Below are 15,721 nucleotides of genomic sequence, written 5' to 3' on the forward strand. Positions count from 1 at the left end.
TGTGTGGGACGAAGATTCCCATCCCTTGAGACGCCTTGCTTGAAACGTGACTTGACGTCGCCTTGGCCTTCATTCACCATAATTCCTATCAACAGAGTGGGAAAAATAGGAAGGGGGGCGTTGTGCGTGCGCTCATCCTCTTGGGCCTAGTCGGCTTCGCGGCGCAGCTCGTCGACGGAAGCCTCGGCATGGCCTACGGTGTCACCTCGACGACTCTGCTCCTGGCCATCGGTACCAACCCCGCCGCCGCCTCGGCCACCGTCCACCTCGCCGAGATCGGCACCACCCTCGCCTCAGGCATCTCCCACTGGCGCTTCAACAACATCGACTGGAAAGTCGTCGCCAAGATCGGTGTTCCCGGCGCGGTCGGCGCGTTCGTGGGAGCGACCTTCCTGTCCGGCCTCTCCACCGAGGTCGCGGCCCCGATCATGTCGATCATCCTGCTCACGCTGGGTGTCTACGTCCTGATCCGCTTCACGGCCTTCGGTCTCCCGCGCGGCAACCTGGGCAAGCCGCTCCGCAAGCGCTTCCTCGCCCCCCTCGGTCTGGTCGCCGGATTCGTCGACGCCACCGGTGGTGGCGGCTGGGGGCCGGTCGGCACCCCGGCGATCCTCGCCAGCGGCCGCCTGGCGCCGCGCAAGGTGATCGGTTCCATCGACGCCAGCGAGTTCCTGGTCGCCATCGCCGCCAGCGTCGGCTTCTTCGTCGGTATCGGCTCCGAGAACATCGACTTCTCCTGGGTCGCCGTCCTGCTGATCGGCGGTGTCATCGCGGCTCCCATCGCCGCCTGGCTCGTCCGTCACATCCCGCCGCGCATCCTGGGCTCCGCCGTCGGCGGCATCATCGTCCTGACCAACATCAGGACCCTGCTGCGCAGCGACTGGATCGACGCCTCCGGTGGCGTCCAGACCGCCGCCTACATCACCATCGCCGTCCTGTGGGCCGCCGCCATCGCCTACTCGGTCCGCGAGTACCGCCGCGACCGCGACAACGAGACGGTCGAGGCGATCGAGGAGGAGGAGAAGCGCCGCGCCGCGGAGCAGGAGACCGCGGGCACCGCGAGCTGATCCCGGCGGCGCCCTCCGGCGCGCCGCACGCGTGAAGGCCTCTCTCGCCGAAGCGAGAGAGGCCTTCACGCGTTTTCGCCCGCCCGGTCCTCGTCCTGAGGTCGCGCGTGACGGTCAGGACTTCGAGAGGGGCGGGGCGGCCGGTCGGTTCGCGGTGCGCGTCCCCGGGATCCGGCACGGCGGCATCGACACCGCGGGCCTGGAGGGCGCCGGGCGGGAACGGCTACAGCGGGTGAGCCGGGGCGTCCGCCGGCGGGCGGCCCGGGGGGCCGAAGTGCTCCGACACGCGCTCGGCGGGGTAGGCGCCGTTCTCGGTCACGATTCTCGTCACCAGGTGCGGCGGGGTGGCGTCGAAGGCGGGATAGTGGCCGGTCACGCCCTCGCCCGCGGTACGTGTCCCCAGAACGTGCAGGACCTCGTCGCCGTCCCGCCGTTCGATGACGACGTCGCCGATACCCGGCGCCTGCGGATCGGGCGCCGGGATCACCACGTAGTACGGGACGTCGAAGGCGCGGGCGGCGAGCGCCACCCCGAGCGTGCCGACCTTGTTCACCACGTGCCCGTCCATCGTCACCCGGTCCGCCGCGGTCAGCGCCACGTCGGCGAGCCCGTCGGACAGTACCGAGGCGACCATTCCGTCGGTGATGAGGGTGGGCCGGTAACCCATCTCCACGAGTGTCGGCGCGGTCAGCCGTGCCCCCTGCAGATAGGGCCGGGTCTCGGTGCAGATGAACTCCAGTCGCTTGCCCGCCTCCTGAGCGGCCTCGACGGTGGCTATCAGGTAGGCGTCCGCCCAGCAGTGGGTGAGGACGCGGGCGCCGTCGTCGAGCAGCGCGGCCGCGTGCCTGCCCATGGCCGCGCTGCTCGCCAGGTAGGCCGCGTCGTGCTCGGACGCCGCCCGGGTCACGGCCTCCACCAGTTCGTCCCCGCAGGCCTGCGGCAGTGGCCCGTTCACCGTGGCGGCGAGGACGGCCTCGACGGCGTCGCGGATGTGGTTGTTCGTGGGCCGGGTCGCGATCAGCCGGTCGCCCGCCTCGCGCAGCCGCGCCGCGGCCCGGCCCGGCGGCTCGCCCCGCGCCTCGCGGGCGGCCAGTGTCATTCCGGCGGTCGCCGCGAACGAGGGGCCGGTGCTCTGGGTGACCATCCGTTCGATGGCCACCGCGACGTCCTCGCTGGTGGTACAGCGCACCCAGCGGTGCTCGAAGGGATAGACCCGGCGGTCGAGGATCTCCACGGCGCCCTCGGTGATCCGGACGGAGTCCGCGAGGACAGGGCGCCTTCGGGTCGTGCTCATGAGACCTCCAGCGGGGGATCGGGTGGTCTGCCGCCATTCTGCTCGCCACACCGGGCGCCGCTCGGCGTCACCGCCACCACCGCGACCCGGCTGTGCCTCGCGCTTATGCCCTTTTTGGGGGGCCGCGTACCCACGGAGGACAGGTCGTTCCCGGACGGCTCGCCGCTCCGGGGGAACGGTGAGCCCGAGCAGACCCCGCCACGGGCCGGAGACGAGGTCAGAGGGACGCCGGGCCGACCGGGAGCCGATTCGGCGGGAACCGGAGACGGGTCAGGCGAGCTTCTCGCCGATCTCGACGATCTGGGCGCGCTGCTCGGTCACCATCTTCTCCGCCAGGAGGGTGGTGGGCCGGTGCCTGCCCAGCGCGATCGCGACCTGGGCCATCTGGACACCGCTGTTGAGGTGCTTGCCCAGCACGCTCAGCCACAGCTTGTCGAAGGCGGCGCCGGACCGTTTCTCCAGGGAGGAGATCTGGGTGGCCGACAGCATGCCCGGCATGTCGTGCGCGGAGTGGTCGCCCTCCGCCGGTACCTCGACCTCCCACGACCGCAGCCAGCCGGACATCAGGTCGATGTCGGCCGCCTCCTTTTTCTTGATCTTCGCGGCGAGGTCGTTCACGTACGGGTTCTCGCTCCGGCCGGCCACCAGGTCGGCGAGCTGGATCGTCTGCCGGTGGTGGGGAATCATCTCCTGGGAGAAACGGACGTCCGCGTCGGTTCGATCGCCGGCGAGTCCCACCGCCTGGACGGGGGGTTCCGTGGTCATGGCCGCTGACGAGCACCCCGCGGTCAGCATGGCGGAGACCAGCAAGGAGGCGGTCAGAGACCGTCGCTTGCGCGACCGCCGGGTGCTCATCGAAATCACTGCCCCTTTCCTGCGGGTGGGAAGGATCATTCCTGCCGTTCCGTCCTGAGATACGCGGGTGCCCTTCCCGCGGTTCAGGGTTCGCCGGAAATCGTGTGCCCGGAATTCCGTACCCCGGTTCTGGAGGCGGGGTACGGAATTCCAGGGTCGGGGAGCGAGGGAAGGCGGCGGCGCGGGAGTGGGAGCCCTCCCTGCCGCCGGGTGGGTCAGCCGGGGACGTCGCGGTGGTCGGAGACGCTGTCGAGCCAGGCGCGGTGCAGGTCGGCGTAGCGGCCCGCCCGCTCGACGAGCTCGCCGGGCGGGCCGTCCTCCGTGATCCTGCCGCCGTCCATCACCAGCACCCGGTCGGCGATCTCGACGGTCGACAGGCGGTGCGCGATGATCAGAGCCGTCCGGTCCGCCAGGATCGTCCGCATCGCCCGCTGTACCAGCCGCTCGCCGGCGACGTCCAGGCTGGACGTCGCCTCGTCGAGGATCAGCACCGCCGGGTCGGCGAGGAACGCCCTGGCGAACGCCACCAGCTGCCGCTGCCCGGCCGACAGCCGGCCGCCGTGCTTGCCGACCTGGGTGTCGTACCCCTCGGGGAGCGCGGAGACGAACGTGTCGGCGCCGATCGAGCGGGCCGCCGCCACGATGTCGGCCATGCTCGCGCCGGGCCGGCCGAACCTGATGTTGTCCGCCACCGACCCGCTGAACAGGAAGTTCTCCTGGGTGACCAGGACCACCGCGGCGTGCCGTGTCTCCTCGCCGAGGTCGCGCAGGTCGACCCCGTCCAGCAATACCCGCCCCGAGACGGGGTCGTAGAACCTGGAGGCCAGCTTCGCCAGCGTGGTCTTGCCCGCCCCCGTGGTGCCGACGAGCGCCACGGTCTGCCCGGCGGGGACCACCAGATCCAGCCGGGGCAGCACGGGGGTGCCGTCCAGGTAGGAGAACTGCACCCCCTGGAACTCGATCCTCCCGCGTGGCCGCTCCAGCGCCACCGGGTCATCGGGCTCGGCCACCGTGGGGCGTTCCTGCAGCACGCCGGAGAGCTTCTCCAGCCCCGCACCGGCCGACTGGAACGTGTTGTAGAACTGGCTGATCTCCTGCATCGGCTCGTAGAACTGGCGCAGGTAGAGCAGGAAGGCGGCCAGTACGCCCACCGTGACCTCGCCCTGGATCGCGAGCGTGCCCCCGTAGAGCAGGACGGCCGCGATCGTCACGTTCCCGATGAGCTTGACGCCCGGAGAGAAGATCGCGACCAGGTGCATGCTCCGCCGGTTGGCGTCGCGGTAGTCGGCGTTCAGCTGGGAGAAGATAGCCTGGTTGCGCGGCTCCCCGCGGAACGCCTGGACCGCGCGCATGCCGGCCATCGACTCCACGAAGTGGACGATCACCAGCGCCACGGTCTCCCGGGTCCTGCGGTAGACGATGCTCGACTGCCGCCGGAACCAGCCGGTGAACAGCATCAGGACCGGCAGCGGCAGCAGCGCGACCACGCCGAGGTGGACGTCCAGGACGAGCAGCAGGACCGCCGTGCCGACCAGTGTCAGCACGGCGGTGACGAGGTCGTCGAAACCCGACTGCAGCATCTCGGAGATGGCGTCGATGTCGGAGGTGAGCCGGGAGACGACCCGGCCCGAGGTGTAGTCCTCGTGAAACGAGAGCGACAGCCTCTGGAAGTGGACGAACACCCGCCGCCGCAGTTCCAGCAGGATGCTCTGGCCGATGCGCCCGGCCATCCTGAGGAATATCCGCCGGGTCACCAGCTGGACGGCCGCCGCCGCCAGGATCGCCACGACGACCGTCACCAGCGTTCGCGGCCCCGCGCCCGCCACCATCGGCGGGATGCCCGCGTCGATGCCCACCTTGACCAGGTAGGGGATGGAGAGCGAGGCGGCGTTGCAGGTCACGATGATGACGACGAGCAGGACGAGCTTGCCTCGGTACGGGCGCAGCAGGTCGCCGAGCAGCCGCCTGGACCTGTCACGCAGCAGGAACGACACCTGCGCCGACAGCTCCTCCTGGTTCTCGGCCGCGACGCCCCGCCACTCCCGGGACCCGCTCGTGCTCTCGGTGCCGGAAGGTTCCGCCGGGGGATGTGTGGAAGGTTCGGTCACGCTCACAGCCGCGCCTCCTCGGTGTCCGGGGCGGCCGACAGCAGCGCGCGGTACTCGGGCACGCTCGCCATGAGCTCGTGGTGCTCGCCGACGTGCGCGATCGTGCCGTCGAGCAGCAGGGCCACCCTGTCGGCGAGGAGTACGGTGGAGGCCCGGTGGGCGACGACGATCCCGGTCGCCTCGCGCAGCACGTGCCGGAGCGCCTCCTCCACCAAGGCCTCGGTCTCGACGTCGAGGGCCGACAGCGTGTCGTCCAGCACGAGGATCCTGGGACGGCTGAGAACCGCGCGTGCCAGCGCGAGCCGCTGGCGCTGGCCGCCGGACAGGGACATACCCTGCTCGCCGATCCTGGTCTCCAGCCCCCACGGCAGCGTGTGGACGAACCCGGCCTGGGCGATCCGCAGCGCCTGCTCTATCTCCTCCTCACTCGCGTCGTGCCGTCCCAGCGTGAGGTTCTCCCTGACGCTCATCGAGAACAGCGTCGGTTCCTCGAAGGCGGTGGCGACCATCGAGCGCAGCGTGGGCAGCGGCAGGTCGCGGACGTCGACCCCGTCGATCGTGACCCGGCCGGTGTCGGCGTCGTGCAGCCGTGGCACCAGGGAGGTCAGCGTGGTCTTGCCCGACCCGGTCGCGCCCACGACCGCGACCGTCTCTCCCGGCCGTACCTCCAGCCAGACGTCGCGGAGCACGGGTTTCCTGTCACCGGGGAAGGTGAACCCCGCCCCCTCGAAGCGCAGGTGCCCTCGGGGCCGTTCGATCACGGCGGTGCCTCCGACGATCTCCGGTTCGGTGTCGAGCACCTCCATCACCCGGTCCGCCGCGGTCATCGCCTCCTGGCCCATCGTGAGGATGAAGCCGAGCGCGGAGATGGGCCAGACCAGTTGCAGCATCAGGGTGGCGAAGGCCACCAGTGTGCCCAGCGTCAGTGTGCCGGAGCCGACCGCCAGGGCCCCGAGCAGCAGCACGAGCGCGAGGGTGATGTTCGGGATCACCTCAAGGAAGGTGAAGAACCTGGCCGACAGGCGGACCTTCTCCATGGAGGTCCCGTAGACCTTCAACGCCCCTTTCTCGAAGATTCCGGAGACGTACGGGCCGCGGCCGAACGCCTTGATCGTGCGGATGCCGGCCGCGGACTCCTCGACGACCGTGGCGAGGTCGCCCTGCTCGTCCTGGACCCGGCGGGAGATGGTGATGTACTCGCGCTCGAAGCGCAGGGTGGTGACCATGATCGGCACCGCCGAGGCGACGACCAGCAACCCGAGCGGCCAGTACATGTGGAGCAGCAGCCCGGTCACCGTCGCGATCTGGACGGTGGTGAGGACGAGGAAGAGCAGGCCGAAGCCGAGGAAACGCCGGATCGTCGACAGGTCGGTCGTCGCCCGGGACAGCAGCTGGCCCGACTGCCAGGAGGAGTGGAATCCCATCGGCAGCCGCTGGAGGTGGCCGTAGATGTCGTCGCGGAGGCTGGTCTCCAGGCCGAGGACGGCGGCGGCCAGCAGCCACCGCCTCAAGAAGACGAGCAGTGCCTCGATCACGCCCAGCGCGCAGGCGAGCAGTGCGAGGGGTGGCACGGCCCCTGCCTCGCCGCGGGCGACGGGACCGTCGATGATCTCTCTGCCGATCAGCGGGATGGCGATGCCGATCGCGACCGCGGTGAGGGACAGCACCCAGATGGCGACGAGGCGGGCGACGTACGGGCGGAGGTAGGACTTCAGCCGCCACAGGGAGGCCGCCCCGGCGCGGCGCGAGGGGAGGGGCCGCGAAGTCAGGGAGGCCGGGTTGGTGGCGGAGGCGTCAGTGGTGTCGGTATTGTCGGCGTTGTTGGTACTCGCTGAGGTGTTTCCGGTGTCAGGGGGCATCGGTAGGCGGCACGCTCCTCACGGTGTTCTGACGAGGTGAGAGCCGTCCGGGGCAGGGCAGGCCGGAGCGCCATCCCTCCCAACCGGTCTCTCCCGTACCACCGCTCCAGGTGGTGCCCCGTCGGATCACCGCCACCCGCGTGACGCGGGCGACCATCCAGTTTCCGCACCAGGCTGCGGCGTCGGCAACTGATTTGACGGTCGGCATGGTGTAACCACCAGGCCAGAATGCCCACTGACCGCGAATCCCCTCCTCGGAGTGAACGGATGGGTAAGACAGCCTTTCCAGCCCGCCAGGCAGTGTCACCGCACCAAAATAGGGGGGCTAAAATTCCCGGTGGTGTCGAGCGCGAGGAGGCGGCCCCCGATGGACCTGAAGACGCTGCACGACGTTTCCGGGCTGAGCGACCCCATCGAGCGCGCGCGGGTTCTGAGCCGCCTCATGACCGAAGAACAGGGACTCGTCGCGGAAGCGGCGAAGATGCGTCGTCAGGCGATCGCCGAGGCCCGTGACTCCGGGATGGGCCTGGAGGAGATAGCGGCGAGCCTGGGCGTGTCCCCCGGCCGCATCTCCCAGATGAGGAAGGGACCGGCGGCGCGGGTCCCCGAGGGGCCCATGATCCATGAGCCGAAGGTCGTGGTGCGGCGGGCGCTGCCCACCGACCCCGCCGATCGAGGTTCGGCGTCCCTGTTCCTCGCCGAGGCGGAAAGGCAGGGCGTCACGCCCGGCCGCAGGATGCTCTATGTGGGACCGGAACCGGCCGGTGAACACGTGGCCGCGCGCCTGCGCGTCGAACCCGGTGCCGAGGTGATCGCCCGCAGGAAGATGATGACGGCCGACGGGATCCCGGTGCGCGTCGCCACCAGCTACTTCCGGGCGGACCTGTTCGGGGGCACCCGTCTCGCCGAGCCGGGGTTCGTGAAGCCGTCACTGCAGGCGGCACTGATCGCCCTCGGCCACACCTTCGGCCACGCCGAGGAGAGCCTGACGGCCCGCCCGCCGACCTCCTTCGAGTACGAGACCCTGGAGCTCGAACCGGGGGAGTGGGTCGTCCACATCCTTCGCACCGGCTACTCCGACGAGGGCGTCCCCGTCCACGTCCTGGAGACCATCTGTGCCGCGAGCAGGCACGTCTTCCCGATCGGCCAGGTCTCCGGGCACGACGAGTTCTGACCGGCCCCCACCGGGTTTCCCGCACACACCCGCGCACCCGAAAAGGCGGAGGCGAGACGGACCCGCCCGCCGTGCTCGCGACGCCGCCTCCCCGACCAAGTGACGTTTCGTCCTGGAGAGGAAAAAAGGGGAGGCCATAGCGGGCTGGGCGACTGTATGGTCTGTGACATGACCTGGCGACATTGATCCTGAACGATCGGTCGGTCCGGCGCGAGCTGCCGTGGGCCTCCGGAGATGCCGAGCATCCCGAGTCCGCACAGCCCTCGCGAGAAGGACCCCATGACCACTTCTTCTTTTCTCCGTGCGCCCGAAGGGCGTGCGAAGCGCCTCGCCGCGACGCTTTACGTCTACACCTTCCTTGATGAGTTCGTCCTGTTCTACCCGTTCTACGCGTTGCTGTTCGTCGACACGGGTCTGTCGACCGCCGAGATCTCCTCGCTCCTGGCGATCTGGTCGGTCACCTCCGTCGTGCTGGAGGTCCCCTCCGGAGTGTGGGCCGACGCCGTCTCGCGACGCGCGCTGCTCGCCCTGGCGCCATTGCTCGCCGCGGCCGGTTTCCTCCTGTGGGTCGCAGCCCCCTCCTACTGGGTGTTCGCCGCGGGCTTCGTGCTGTGGGGTGCCTCCGGAGCGCTGCAGTCGGGCGCGCTGGAGGCGCTGGTCTACACCGAGCTCGACCGCCTGGGCGCGGCCGTCCGTTACGCCGCGGTCATGGGGCGTGCCCGCGCGGTCGGCACGGGTGCCGTCATGGTGTCCATGGCCGTGGCCGCCCCGGTGTTCGCCGTGGGCGGCTACCCGCTGGTCGCCGCGGGCAGCGTCCTGGCGTGCGTGCTCGCCGCGGCGGCCGCGCTCGCCTTTCCCGAGCGTCGCGTACGCCCCGAGGAGGAACGCGGGGAACGCGAGGAGGCCGACGATGAGGAGACACCGGCCGGTGGCTACGCCGCGATCCTGCGCGAAGGGTTGCGGGCCGCGCGCGTCGACCGGCCGACGCGCCGGGCGCTGCTGCTGGTACCGGCCGTAACGGCCCTGTGGGGTTCGCTGGAGGAGTACACCCCGCTGCTCGCGGTCGGCACCGGCGTCGCCACGCACGTCGTGCCGCTCCTGGTGCTTCTGGTCTCCGTGGGTGTCGCGGCAGGTGGCGTGCTCGCGGCGGCCGGGCGGAGCTTCACCGACCGGGAGTTCGCCGCGCTTCTCGCGTTCGGTGCGCTCGCGCTCGGCGCGGGCGTGCTCAGCGGCGTCGCGGCGGGGTTCGTCGCTCTCGCGGTGGCCTTCTGCGTCTTCCAGATGGCGACCGTGCTGGCCGACGTGCGGCTCCAGGAGAGCATCGCGGGCCCGGCGCGCGCCACCGTCACCTCGCTGGCCGGGCTGGGCACAGAGCTGGGCGCCGTCCTCGTCTACGGCGCGTACGCCGCGGCCTCGGCGCTCGTCGGCCATGCCGCGATCTTCACCGCCTCCGCGGTGCCGTACGCCGTCCTCGCCCTGCTTCTGTTCCTCGGCGGGTCTCGTTCGAGGAACGCGGTGACCACCCGGCCCCCGCTCGGCGGTCCATGAGGCGGGCCGCTCCTGTCGGATCGGCCGGGATCGGCATCCATGAGGCGGGCCGGTCTCGTCCGATCGGCCGGGACCGGCGATCCTCGCCGGTGAGGATCGCCGGTCCGTGCCGGTGCCGCTCGGTGCGGACGGACCCGTCGGATCCCGGTCTGGCGAGTTGGGCCGAGGTCAGCGCTTGGTGAAGCGGGGCAGGCCCAGCTCGGCGAAGACCGGACGATGGTCGGTGTGCGGGAGGTGGTGGACGCCGAAGGTCCTGATCGCCATGCGTGAGTCGGCGAGCACGTGGTCGATCGTCACCCCGGGGACGGGCTCCCAGCCCTGCCGCGGCCAGGTGGGCGTCAGGCCGTGCCCGGTGACGTCGGCCGCGTCGCGGTAACCGCTGTCGAGCAGGTCGCGTACCGGCCGGTGGTCGAGGGTGGCGTTGAAGTCTCCGGCGAGCACCCGCAGCTCGCCGCCCGCCCTGGGCAGCGCCCGCAGTCCCTGCTCCCAGCACGGCACCCTGTCGCCGTACCGAGGCGCGCAGGGGTGGACCGAGACGACTTCGATCTCGTGGCCGCTCGGGTGCTTGATCACCCCTCGCGCCTGCCGGAACCTGCCCAGCGCGATCAGCGGCTTCTCGGTGATGGGGTTCTTGGAGTAGATGCCCGAGCCCCACACTCCGTCGACCGCGCGGTCCACGACGTGGGGCATGTACCGGCGCAGCCCGGCCGCCTCCAGACGGTCGCGCGCGGCCGGGGTGACCTCCTGGAGGGCGAGTACGTCGGGGCCGAGGGAGCCCACCAGCCTCATCAGGACGTCGGTGTCGCCCGCGCCGACGGCGAGGTTCGCGGCGAGCACCCGGAGCCGTCCTCCGTCGGCCGAGGGCTGGTCGTCGTCGCCGAAGTGGCGGGGGAGCACGACCGTCGCCAGCGTCGCGCTCGTGACCAGGGCGAGGGCCGCGGCCGCCCAGCGGCGCAGTCCCAGGGCGAGGAGCAGCGGGATCGCCGAGGCCGCCGCCACGTACGGGGTGAACGCCACCAGGGCCACCCACTGCCAGACCGGGGTCCAGCCGCCGGCCCTGAGCAACGCCCAGGCCGCGAAGGGCAGCACCGCCAGCCAGACCAGCGGGCCCACCCATCTCGATCTGATCATGCTCCCGGAGCGTAACGGCCTTCTGTGCAGTTTCGGTGGAGATTGAGGTCTTTACCGGCGCAGATACGCAAAAACCAGGCGATGCGCGTGCTCCGCGCCCCAGCCTGGTCAGGAGCCGCCGATGAGGTCGTACGCCTGCGCGATGAGCTCGTAGGAGCGGATCCGGGCGGCGGAGTCGTGGACCATCGTGGTGATCATCAACTCGTCGGCCTCGGTGCGCTTGCGAAGATCCTCGAGCCCCTGCCGCGCTCCGGCGGCGTCCCCCAGCACCAGCTTGGACAGGTAGTCGTCGAGGAAGTCGCGCTCCATCGGGCTGTACGGGTGGTTCTCCGCCTCCTCGGGCGTGGGGATCGGCTGCGGGGCCCCGCGGCGCAGCCGCAGCATGGACAGCCCGCCGGAGCGGGCCAGGCGCAGTGCCTGCTCGGGGGTGTCGGCGGCGACCGCGGAGACGCCGATCATCGCGTACGGCCGGTCGAGGACGGCGGAGGGCTCGAAGGACGACCGGTACAGCTCCAGGGCGGGGATGGTGTTCTCACCGCTGAAGTGGTGCGCGAACGCGAACGGCAGGCCGAGCCTCCCGGCGAGCCGCGCGCTGAAGCCGCTGGAGCCGAGCAGCCAGATCGGCGGGCGGCCCGACTCGGGGGAGCGGGGCACCGCGACGACCCGCTCCAGAGGGTGGCCGTGCGGGAACGCGCCGTCCAGGAAGGCCGTCAGCTCGGCCAGCTGCTCGGGAAAGTCGTCGGCGTCCAGGCCGTGCCGCCCGCGCAGGGCCCTCGCCGTGGCGGGGTCGGTGCCGGGGGCCCGGCCGAGCCCGAGGTCGATGCGGCCCGGATGCAGCGCGTGCAGGGTGCCGAACTGCTCGGCGACGACGAGCGGGGCGTGGTTGGGCAGCATGACACCGCCGGACCCCAGCCGGATGCTTCTGGTCGCGGCGGCGAGATGGGCGATCAACACGGCGGGCGAGGAACTGGCCACGGACGGCATACCGTGGTGCTCGGCCACCCAGATCCGGTGATAACCCCACTTCTCCGCACGCCTGGCCAGTTCGGTGCTCGCTCGCAGGGTCTCGGTGGGTGTCACGCCGGAACCGACGGTCGCCAGCTCCAGGATCGACAGGGGCACCTCGGAAGAGCCGCGGGCCGTCCCGCGGATGTCGTCATCAGCCATGTAGGCGGCAACCGGGCGAGGCGGAGGTTTATTTCTGCCGGTCATCCGGCATTGCCGCCAGGTTCCGCCGGTCGGCTCGTCTCATCGCACCACGGGATCGCCTACCGCACCTGGGATGACCGTCCCTCGGGCAGGCCCAGCGAAACCGATCGTCCGGGGGCGGGGGAGACGAGCAGGTGGCCGAGACCGGCCTCGGAGAAGGCGGCGAGCACGTCCGACTGGTTCTCGGTGAAGTGGGTCCAGCCCTCGACGTGGAGCGGCACGACCTGCCGGGCTTCCAGCAGGCGCGCGGCGGTCACCATCTCGGCGGCGTTCAGGGTGAGGCGATCGTCGATCATGGGCGTGCGGACGGCGCCGCCGAACAGCAGGGCGACGTCGACGGCGGGAAACCGCCCGGCGATGAGTTCCACGCACTCCAGCGACGCGTTGTCCCCGCTGACGTAGACGGTGGGCAGCCCGTCGCCGTTGAGCACGAAGCCGGTGACCTGACCGACGAAGGGCTCGCATCCCGGCGGGCCGTGCAGGGCGGGAACGGCGGTGACGCGGAGGCGGCCGACATCGTGGTGCTGCCAGGGGCGCAGCGGGGTGACCCCGGTGCGCTCGGCGGCCTCGGGCGTGCTCAGGGTCAGCGGCGCCGCGGACATCACCTGACGGCCCAGCCTGTCCAGGTTGTCGGGATGCTGGTCGTGACTGAGCAGCACCAGGTCAACCCGGCCGACGTCGGCGGGGGAGAGGGCCGGGCCGATGGTCTTGGTGAGCGTGAGCGGCCCGACGGGGTGGTCTCCCGGCGGATCGAAGGTCGGATCGGTGAGAATGCGCAGCCCGCCGAGCTCCAGCAGGGCCGTGGGGCCACCGATCACGGTGATGGTGGTCGTCATGGCGCTCCGTTCGTCGCGCGGCCGGGCATCGTCTCGATCACAGCCCCGATCACGCGGGCCGAACGGGACGCGGGCCGATCTCCGATCAAGCGTATCTCCCAGGGCGTGGCCTTCCCAGCAGGAAGGCCACGAGGATCTCGCGTGTCCCGCACCCGCCGGCCATGGCCGCCGCCCGACGACCATGACCTCCCACCTTCACTCTCCGGCACTCTCGCGGGGCCACATCGCGCTCGCGACCCCGCAGAGGGTCAGACGGGCAGGACCCGCAGGGCGGGGTAGCGGGGCGAGTTCAGGTACAGCTTGTCGGTGCCGTGCTCCTTCTCCAGCTCCAGGACGAATCGGTAGCGGTAGAGGCCCGGCCGGGCTTCGCTCATCACCGCCCCGGCCCAGTAGTAGTAGACGGCGGTGTACTGGTCGCGCATCCGGTCGGGGGCGCCGTAGACCTTGAGCTCGGTCATGATCCGGCGTTCGGCGACGTCGTCCTCGTCACCCTTCTCGATGTCGAGGAAGACCAAGTTGTTGATCTTCGGCATCGGAGGCCAGGTGCCGTCCGCGCGGCGGTGCATGTCGATGGGGCGGATGATCCAGTTGACCACCTGCCCCTGCTTGCAGATGGTCTCCAGGTGATCGGTGCCCTGCCCGACCCCGCCGACGCTGTTGTCCATCATGTAGAGACAGCCGTCCAGGGACTTCGTCGCGGCGGCCCTCTCCATGTCGACGAGGGTCACCACGTTCAGCTGGACGGAGTTGAGCTGGCCACGATCGGTGAAGTCGGTGGCCGCGTACGCCTGGGTCATCGGCCCTCCTTTTCCTCGGTGACGGGACCGGCCAGGGCCGGTCGGGCGGTGGCGGTGAACGGTGTGCTGACGGTGCCGAGCAGGAACAGGAGCCGGTACGGGACCGGTTCGGTGAGGTCCTGCTTCACCTCGGCGGTCCAGAACACGATGTCGGTGCCGGGATACACCTTCTGCGTGGGTTCGGCGACCCGCGGGTCGATCTCGATGCCGGCGAGGGAGACGTAGGTCTCGCACTCCAGCGGGATCACGTTCCACAGCAGGGTGTCGCCCTTGCGCACCCGGCTGTGCAGCTCGGGGGTGCCGAAACCGGTGGATCCCGCGGTCTTGTTGGTGTCGTAGAAGTAGAGGCTGTCGTCGAGGCTCTCCGACGCCAGCGCGGCCACGGGGTCGACCACCGCGGTGATCGTCACGGGCCGGGTGGGCTTGGCGGTCCGGCTTTCTGGCTGCTTGTTCCTCGGGGGCATGCGGTTCCTCCGCTCGAAGGTGTTCCGACTCGGACAGGTCAGCCGGCGGCGGGGACGGGCGGCAGGGGGAGCGCGCCCAGTCCGGCGCCGGTGAACCCGTTGCGCTTCGGATCGTTGATGATCTTGAGGCTGGACTCGCAGGTCAGGTCCACCGACTCCCAGACCATCTCGCCGCCCCGCTCGACCAGCTCGTGCAGCTGGATGTGCATCGTGTACGGATAGACCCCGGGCCGGCTCGTGTCCACGGTCGCGGCCCAGTACCAGCCGTCGTAGATCATGTCGGGGGACCCGTACTGGGCCGGATACATGATCTTCTCGCTCACGGCCTGGCCGGTGATGTCGGTGATCACCGGGGCAGGGTAGTTGTAGGCGCCGGAGCCGCTCGTGGTCTTGCCGGTGACGTCCAGCAGCTTGGCGTCGGTGAGGCCGCGCCCGCCGCCGCGCTTTTCTGCGTGCTTGCCGACCCGCCGCTGCAGCCGCTTGAGATCGCCCTCGCTCACGCCGCCCTCGGCGTTGAGCGAGGCGAGCTCGTTCAGCGTGCGCTGGTCGTCGGCGCGCTCCTGCTCGGCGAGGTAGTTGCGTGGCACCGTCGGCGGGATCGAACCCAGCGCCGCGGGCAACCAGTTGAGCACCTGCTCGGTCGCCTGCGACCCGTCGAGGAAATGGGTGCCGGGCACGATCGTCACCAGCCGCTCGGTGCCCACCCCGGTCGAGCCGAACAGCTTCATGTTGTCGAACCAGTACGTGTTGCCGTCGAGCGATCGCGTCTTGAGCGCGTTCTCGACGTCGAAGAGCACGATGATCCCGTGTTGCTGGGCCATGAGACCGCCTTTCGCGAAACGTGGCTCACACGCGCAGCAGCGCGGGCGAGTCGATGGACAGCACGCTGTTGGGTCCTTCGTGGAGCCTGACGGAGAGCCGGTAGCGGTACGGGACACCGGGCGTCATGTCGTAGGGCACGACGCCCTCCCACACCAGCAGGTCGTGGTTCTCGTATCCGTTGGAGCCCATGGCGTCGACCGCCGCCCCGGACACGACACCGGGTGCCGGAACGGCGGAGTGCCCCACCGGGTGCGGTGACGCGGCCTGGCCGGCCGCGGGCGGGGCCGGGGCACCGGACAGGAACTCGATGGCCTGGATCTCGACCGGGGTCTGCACGTCCACGTGGATGGGCGTCCACTGGACGATCTGCCCCGGGGTGACCACCGTGACGAGGTCGGGGGTCCCCTTGTGCCTGCTTCCCGCCGCGCTGTCGTCGACGAGCGAGATATTGCCGTTGTGCAGCGTCCGGTCGGACAACGCCCCGACGGCGTCGACCATCACGACGATGCTGATCCTGTCTTGCATCGATCCTCCCTTGTCGGATGTGATTGCGGTCT

Annotated in this window: 14 protein-coding genes; 3 read left to right on the forward strand and 11 right to left on the reverse strand. The window is 70.5% G+C overall.

Annotation, left to right across the window (positions count from 1 at the left end):
* Nucleotides 1–122 precede the first annotated feature (122 nt).
* Nucleotides 123–1,067 (forward strand): sulfite exporter TauE/SafE family protein, encoded by a 945-nt coding sequence (locus tag ACIBH4_RS21430; RefSeq protein WP_362517253.1) that lies wholly within the window; start codon nucleotides 123–125, stop codon nucleotides 1,065–1,067.
* A 223-nt stretch (nucleotides 1,068–1,290) separates the two neighbouring features.
* Here ACIBH4_RS21430 and ACIBH4_RS21435 read toward each other — a convergent pair whose 3' ends face one another.
* From ACIBH4_RS21435 to ACIBH4_RS21450, 4 genes are all read right to left on the reverse strand, one after another.
* On the reverse strand, nucleotides 1,291–2,361 hold the full coding sequence (locus ACIBH4_RS21435; RefSeq protein WP_362767640.1) for an S-methyl-5-thioribose-1-phosphate isomerase: 1,071 nt from the start codon (nucleotides 2,359–2,361) through the stop codon (nucleotides 1,291–1,293).
* Nucleotides 2,362–2,631: 270 nt separating this feature from the next.
* The gene (locus ACIBH4_RS21440) at nucleotides 2,632–3,126 is read right to left on the reverse strand and encodes a DUF305 domain-containing protein (protein ID WP_362517247.1); all 495 of its coding nucleotides are present in this window, start codon (nucleotides 3,124–3,126) and stop codon (nucleotides 2,632–2,634) included.
* 305 nt (nucleotides 3,127–3,431) lie between these two features.
* On the reverse strand, nucleotides 3,432–5,330 hold the full coding sequence (locus tag ACIBH4_RS21445; RefSeq protein WP_362767637.1) for an ABC transporter ATP-binding protein: 1,899 nt from the start codon (nucleotides 5,328–5,330) through the stop codon (nucleotides 3,432–3,434).
* Nucleotides 5,327–7,183: an ABC transporter ATP-binding protein gene (locus ACIBH4_RS21450; RefSeq protein WP_362517241.1), complete on the reverse strand. Its 1,857-nt coding sequence runs from the start codon at nucleotides 7,181–7,183 to the stop codon at nucleotides 5,327–5,329. Before ACIBH4_RS21450 ends, ACIBH4_RS21445 begins: the two co-directional genes overlap by 4 nt.
* Before the next feature lie 367 nt (nucleotides 7,184–7,550).
* Here ACIBH4_RS21450 and ACIBH4_RS21455 point away from each other — a divergent pair, with 367 nt between their 5' ends.
* Nucleotides 7,551–8,357: a UTRA domain-containing protein gene (locus tag ACIBH4_RS21455; protein ID WP_362517238.1), complete on the forward strand. Its 807-nt coding sequence runs from the start codon at nucleotides 7,551–7,553 to the stop codon at nucleotides 8,355–8,357.
* Nucleotides 8,358–8,636: 279 nt separating this feature from the next.
* Nucleotides 8,637–9,905 carry an MFS transporter gene (locus ACIBH4_RS21460; protein WP_362767634.1) on the forward strand — a complete coding sequence of 423 codons (1,269 nt, stop codon included), beginning with the start codon at nucleotides 8,637–8,639 and terminating at the stop codon, nucleotides 9,903–9,905.
* Nucleotides 9,906–10,073: 168 nt separating this feature from the next.
* On the opposite strand, the gene ACIBH4_RS21465 is transcribed toward ACIBH4_RS21460, so the two are convergent.
* The 7 genes from ACIBH4_RS21465 to ACIBH4_RS21495 all read right to left on the reverse strand — a co-directional run bounded on the left by ACIBH4_RS21465 (nucleotide 10,074) and on the right by ACIBH4_RS21495 (nucleotide 15,689).
* Nucleotides 10,074–11,036 (reverse strand): endonuclease/exonuclease/phosphatase family protein, encoded by a 963-nt coding sequence (locus tag ACIBH4_RS21465; protein ID WP_362517232.1) that lies wholly within the window; start codon nucleotides 11,034–11,036, stop codon nucleotides 10,074–10,076.
* Between the two features lie 108 nt (nucleotides 11,037–11,144).
* A complete protein-coding gene (locus ACIBH4_RS21470) occupies nucleotides 11,145–12,203 on the reverse strand; it encodes an LLM class flavin-dependent oxidoreductase (RefSeq protein WP_362517229.1) in 1,059 nt (352 codons plus the stop codon).
* A 101-nt stretch (nucleotides 12,204–12,304) separates the two neighbouring features.
* Entirely contained in the window at nucleotides 12,305–13,081 is a 777-nt protein-coding gene (locus ACIBH4_RS21475) for an MBL fold metallo-hydrolase (protein ID WP_362767631.1), read from the reverse strand.
* A 248-nt stretch (nucleotides 13,082–13,329) separates the two neighbouring features.
* The gene (locus ACIBH4_RS21480; RefSeq protein ID WP_362517223.1) at nucleotides 13,330–13,878 is read right to left on the reverse strand and encodes a hypothetical protein; all 549 of its coding nucleotides are present in this window, start codon (nucleotides 13,876–13,878) and stop codon (nucleotides 13,330–13,332) included.
* Entirely contained in the window at nucleotides 13,875–14,342 is a 468-nt protein-coding gene (locus ACIBH4_RS21485; RefSeq protein ID WP_362517220.1) for a hypothetical protein, read from the reverse strand. The genes ACIBH4_RS21480 and ACIBH4_RS21485 overlap by 4 nt, the downstream gene beginning before the upstream one ends.
* A gap of 38 nt (nucleotides 14,343–14,380) precedes the next feature.
* Nucleotides 14,381–15,163, reverse strand: coding sequence for a hypothetical protein (locus ACIBH4_RS21490; protein ID WP_362517217.1), 783 nt, complete (start codon nucleotides 15,161–15,163; stop codon nucleotides 14,381–14,383).
* Nucleotides 15,164–15,188: 25 nt separating this feature from the next.
* Nucleotides 15,189–15,689, reverse strand: a complete 501-nt coding sequence (locus ACIBH4_RS21495; protein WP_362767629.1) for a hypothetical protein — start codon at nucleotides 15,687–15,689, stop codon at nucleotides 15,189–15,191.
* Between the last annotated feature and the right edge of the window lie 32 nt (nucleotides 15,690–15,721).

The organism is Streptosporangium sp. NPDC050284, assembly GCF_044459525.1.
In the GTDB taxonomy this organism is placed as follows: domain Bacteria; phylum Actinomycetota; class Actinomycetes; order Streptosporangiales; family Streptosporangiaceae; genus Streptosporangium.